Annotated in this window: 6 protein-coding genes; 4 read left to right on the top strand and 2 right to left on the bottom strand. The window is 68.1% G+C overall.

What is annotated here, in order from left to right:
- The first annotated feature begins 34 nt into the window (after positions 1 to 34).
- Positions 35 to 601, top strand: a complete 567-nt coding sequence (ruvC, locus tag ACFE7U_RS08525) for a crossover junction endodeoxyribonuclease RuvC (protein ID WP_375409302.1) — start codon at positions 35 to 37, stop codon at positions 599 to 601.
- Positions 602 to 650: 49 nt separating this feature from the next.
- On the opposite strand, the gene ACFE7U_RS08520 is transcribed toward ruvC, so the two are convergent.
- Positions 651 to 1,232: a YgjV family protein gene (locus ACFE7U_RS08520; RefSeq protein ID WP_375409301.1), complete on the bottom strand. Its 582-nt coding sequence runs from the start codon at positions 1,230 to 1,232 to the stop codon at positions 651 to 653.
- Positions 1,233 to 1,518: 286 nt separating this feature from the next.
- Between ACFE7U_RS08520 and ruvA the strand changes: the two genes are divergently transcribed.
- The 3 genes from ruvA (at position 1,519) to bfr (ending at position 3,090) form a co-directional block, all read left to right on the top strand.
- Positions 1,519 to 2,136, top strand: a complete 618-nt coding sequence (gene ruvA, locus ACFE7U_RS08515) for a Holliday junction branch migration protein RuvA (RefSeq protein ID WP_375409300.1) — start codon at positions 1,519 to 1,521, stop codon at positions 2,134 to 2,136.
- A 145-nt stretch (positions 2,137 to 2,281) separates the two neighbouring features.
- Positions 2,282 to 2,539 carry a bacterioferritin-associated ferredoxin gene (locus tag ACFE7U_RS08510; protein ID WP_375409299.1) on the top strand — a complete coding sequence of 86 codons (258 nt, stop codon included), beginning with the start codon at positions 2,282 to 2,284 and terminating at the stop codon, positions 2,537 to 2,539.
- Between the two features lie 53 nt (positions 2,540 to 2,592).
- A complete protein-coding gene (gene bfr, locus ACFE7U_RS08505; RefSeq protein WP_375409298.1) occupies positions 2,593 to 3,090 on the top strand; it encodes a bacterioferritin in 498 nt (165 codons plus the stop codon).
- 18 nt (positions 3,091 to 3,108) lie between these two features.
- Here the strand turns inward: bfr and ACFE7U_RS08500 are convergent.
- Positions 3,109 to 3,772 (bottom strand): Uma2 family endonuclease (locus tag ACFE7U_RS08500; protein WP_375409297.1); only part of this gene is annotated, 664 nt, incomplete at its 5' end.

Raw genomic sequence — 3,772 nt, 5'->3', positions numbered from 1 at the left:
TCGACTGCGCCGACCACGCGCATCAGGGACACCGATGGCAACCCCGACCTCCACCCGCATCCTCGGCATCGATCCGGGCCTTCGCCGCACCGGATGGGGGGTGATCTCGGTGATCGGCGCCAAGCTCACCTTCGTCGAATGCGGAGTCGTCACGTCGGACGGTGATCTGCCTCTGGCCCTGCGCCTGCGCGAGTTGCACGAGGGCATCACCGGGGTGGTGCGCGACCTCGCCCCCGACGAGGTCGCGGTGGAGGAGACCTTCGTCAACAAGGACGCGCAGGCGACGCTCAAGCTCGGGCATGCCCGCGCCATCGCTCTCCTCGTTCCCGCACTCGCCGGCCTGCCGGTCTTCGAATACGCCGCAAACCTCGTGAAGAAGACGGTGGTCGGCTCGGGCCATGCCGAGAAGGCTCAGATCCAGGCCATGGTGAAGTTCCTGATGCCCAAGGCCACGTTCAAGACGGCCGACGCGGCGGACGCTCTCGCCATCGCCGTCACCCATGCCAGCCATCGCGGAAGGCAGGCGATCGTGCGCAGCCACGCAGCGCCAGCCAGCGGTCTCGCCGCCGCACGCATCGCAGCCGCCCTTGCCAAGGGTTGAGGCGCGGGGGAAGGGGACGATCGTTGAAGCGCCGGGCTCTCACGACCTGCTACGGAACGACGATGTCGGCCTGCCTGCGCGCCCAGATCGGACGCTCGGAGCGAAGGAGCGCGATGGTGAGGCCCGACAAGGTCAGGACATCGCAGGTAAGCCCGAAGACCGAGCCGACGAGGAGGTTATGTCCCGCCCAGGCCAGGCTGGCACCGAGGAACAGGCCGCGCATCACGCGGGCGTCGCCCTGCAGGCGCGCCGTGGTCGCCAGCAGGGCGCCGAGCCCGGCGCAGGCCGAGGGCCAGCCGTTCCAAGTCGTCAGCGTGAGCCACGCCGCCACGAGGCTCGTCGCGGCGAACAGCGGCGCGACGAAGGGCGCTCGCCGTTCAGGTCCGATGGCCTGGGCCGAGACGAGGTTCTGCACCACCGAAATGACGCACATCGCCGTGCCGGTGAGCGCGCCGAGGTTGAGGAAATGAACGCCGAAGCAAGCTGCGCAGGCCGCCGAAGCGAGCAGCATCCAGCTCCGTCGCGGCATGATTCCGGCAGCAAAGCCGAGACAAAGGCCGGCCATGCCGAAGATGTCGAGATGAGCCTGGGCGGCGTTCCAAGATGCTTCGACGAGTTCGGCGGCCGTCATGGTCTGTGCTCGACGGGCGCCCATCGCGCCTGATGTCTTCGAGGCCGTATTCCGCGATGGTAACTGGCTCGTTAACGGCGGGATCGCGTGCGCCTGGCTGTGGCGCGGGCGCCATACCGGACCGGATGGTGACCGGCGAGGGAGGGGCTGGGAGGACGAGCTGGGTCGGATCGGCAGATCGGGACGATCGGGCCGCCGGTGGCGTCCGGCGCTGCGGGCCTGTAGGCAGCCTCTCGGCCCCGGCGCTTTCGGCGCACAGGCCTTCTCCCCGGCACGGACCCAGGCGATGATCGGCAAGCTCAAGGGCGTCGTGGATTCCTTCGGAGAGGATTTCGTCATCCTCGACGTCAATGGCGTCGGCTACGTCGTGCATTGCTCGGCCCGCACGCTGCAGCGCCTCGGCAAGGAAGGCGAACCCGCCACCCTCTCCATCGACACGCATGTCCGCGAGGACATGATCCGCCTCTACGGCTTCCGCTCGGATGCCGAGCGCGAGTGGTTCCGCCTGCTCCAGGGCGTGCAGGGGGTGGGCGCCAAGGTGGCCCTCGGCGTGCTCTCGGTTCTGGAGCCCGGTCCGCTCGCCACCGCCATCGCCACCGGTGACCGCACGGGGATCAGCCGGGCGCCCGGCGTCGGCCCTAGGCTCGCTGCCCGCCTGGTGGCCGAACTGAAGGACAAGGCTCCCGCCTTCGCCGCACTCGACCCGTCCGTGATCGCGCTCGCCGGCGCGGTGGAGGATCGCACCGCGCCGCAGGCCACTGCGGATGCAGTCTCGGCGCTGGTCAACCTCGGCTACGCCCCGGTCCAGGCCTCGGGCGCCATCGCCGCGGCCCTGCGCGAAGCCGGGGAGGGGGCCGAGGCCAAGGTGCTGATCCGGCTTGGCCTGCGCGAGCTTGCGCGCTGAAAAGGCTTGAGTTAAGTTGTTGAGAATAAAGCAGTTTTCAATAATTCTAAAAAGACGGGCAAGTGGATGTCGGTGCTGAGAAAAGGACTGCGCACAAGTATCTCGTCCGCCTTACGTGCCGCCTGGTTCGGCTAGGAGCGGCGCGATGATCGTCTGTTCCTGCAACGTCCTGTCCGACGGCGCCGTGCGCGCCTGCCTCAACCGCGGCTCCGATTGCCCGCGCACGCCGGCTCAGGTCCATGCCTGCCTCGGCTGCAGCCCCAAATGCGGCCGATGCGCCCGGACCATTCGCGCCATCATGGAAACCGCGCTCGCCGATGCCGCGCATGCCTGCTCCACGGGTTGCGCAACGGGCTGCTCTCTGGTCAAGGTCGCGCAGGCGGAGGAGGAGATCGCCGCGTGAGCCACCGCTCGCCCGTCTCCTGATCCGCGCCGGCGTTTTCAGGGAGACGGGTCGTGAAGGGTGATGCCAAGGTCGTCGAGTACCTCAACCGGGGCCTGCGCAGCGAGCTGACCGCGGTCAGCCAGTACTGGCTGCATTTCCGCATGCTCAACGATTGGGGCTACATCGACCTCGCCAAGTTCTGGCGCAAGGAATCGATCGAGGAGATGAACCACGCGGACCGCTTCGTCGACCGCATCCTGTTCCTCGACGGCTTCCCCAATCTGCAGGAACTCGATCCGCTGCGGATCGGCCAGAACGTCGAAGAGATTATCTCCTGCGATCTCGCCGCCGAGAACGAGGCGCGCGCGCTCTACCTCGAAGCGGCGAAGTACTGCGACTCGATCAACGACCGCGTCTCGAAGCGGCTGTTCGAGGACCTGGCCGAGGACGAGGAGGGCCATATCGACTTCCTCGAGACGCAGCAGACCCTGATCCAGCAGATCGGCCTGCCGCTCTACGCTCAGCGACACATCGGCGGCCTCGAGCCGATCGCGCCGGAAGCCGAGTAGACCCGTCCCCGGCGTCCGTCAGTCGGCGATCACCCTGCGGTAGATGTCCCGCAGGGTGAGCGACGCGCCGATGGCCGGCAGATCGAGGGTCGCGTCGAGGCCGTCGAGGGCGCGATACCCGTTCCAGGTGCCCTCCGTCCGGTCGAACGCTTCCACACGCGCGCGGTCGCGGGTGACGAGGACGTAGTGCTGCAGCGACGCGAGCTGCTGGTAGACGCGCCACTTCTCGAAACGGTCGCGCGCCTCGGTGCCCGGCGAGAGCACCTCGAACAGGACCTTGGCGTCGTCGACCGAGGTCGCGCCGGGTTCGAGGTCGCCGCAGACCACGAGCACGTCCGGCAGCATCGCCGCGTCGAGCGCCCGGTTCTTCATGAAGAACGTTTCGGTGAAGGTCTGGCAGGACGAGCCATCGCTGCGGAAACCCCGTTCGAGGTTGAAGGCGATGTTCTGGACGATCCGTGCGTGCTCCCACCGCGCGCCGACCATCATGCGCACGACCCGGCCGCCGATCAGCTCCCAGCGTTCGTTGCGCGGCTTGTCGGCGAGCATCTCCTCGAAATCGTCGAGGCTCATCATCTCGAACTGTTGGGAGGCGTCGCCCATGGTGAGCCCTCGTGCCGGAAGTCCCTGCGCGGGAGTGTAGCGCGACGGGGCCTCTGGCGCGAGCGCGCCGGCAGGCGCG

This window comes from uncultured Methylobacterium sp. (assembly GCF_964251405.1).
GTDB lineage: Bacteria > Pseudomonadota > Alphaproteobacteria > Rhizobiales > Beijerinckiaceae > Methylobacterium.
The sequence above is the reverse complement of the archived record's forward strand: the minus strand, read 5'-3'. Positions and strand labels throughout refer to the sequence as shown.

Coding starts and splice junctions, on each gene's coding strand:
- ruvC (WP_375409302.1), top strand. CDS start 35: ATGGCAACCCCGACCTCCACCCGCATCCTCGGCATCGATCCGGGCCTT.
- ruvA (WP_375409300.1), top strand. CDS start 1,519: ATGATCGGCAAGCTCAAGGGCGTCGTGGATTCCTTCGGAGAGGATTTC.
- ACFE7U_RS08520 (WP_375409301.1), bottom strand. CDS start 1,232: ATGACGGCCGCCGAACTCGTCGAAGCATCTTGGAACGCCGCCCAGGCT.
- ACFE7U_RS08510 (WP_375409299.1), top strand. CDS start 2,282: ATGATCGTCTGTTCCTGCAACGTCCTGTCCGACGGCGCCGTGCGCGCC.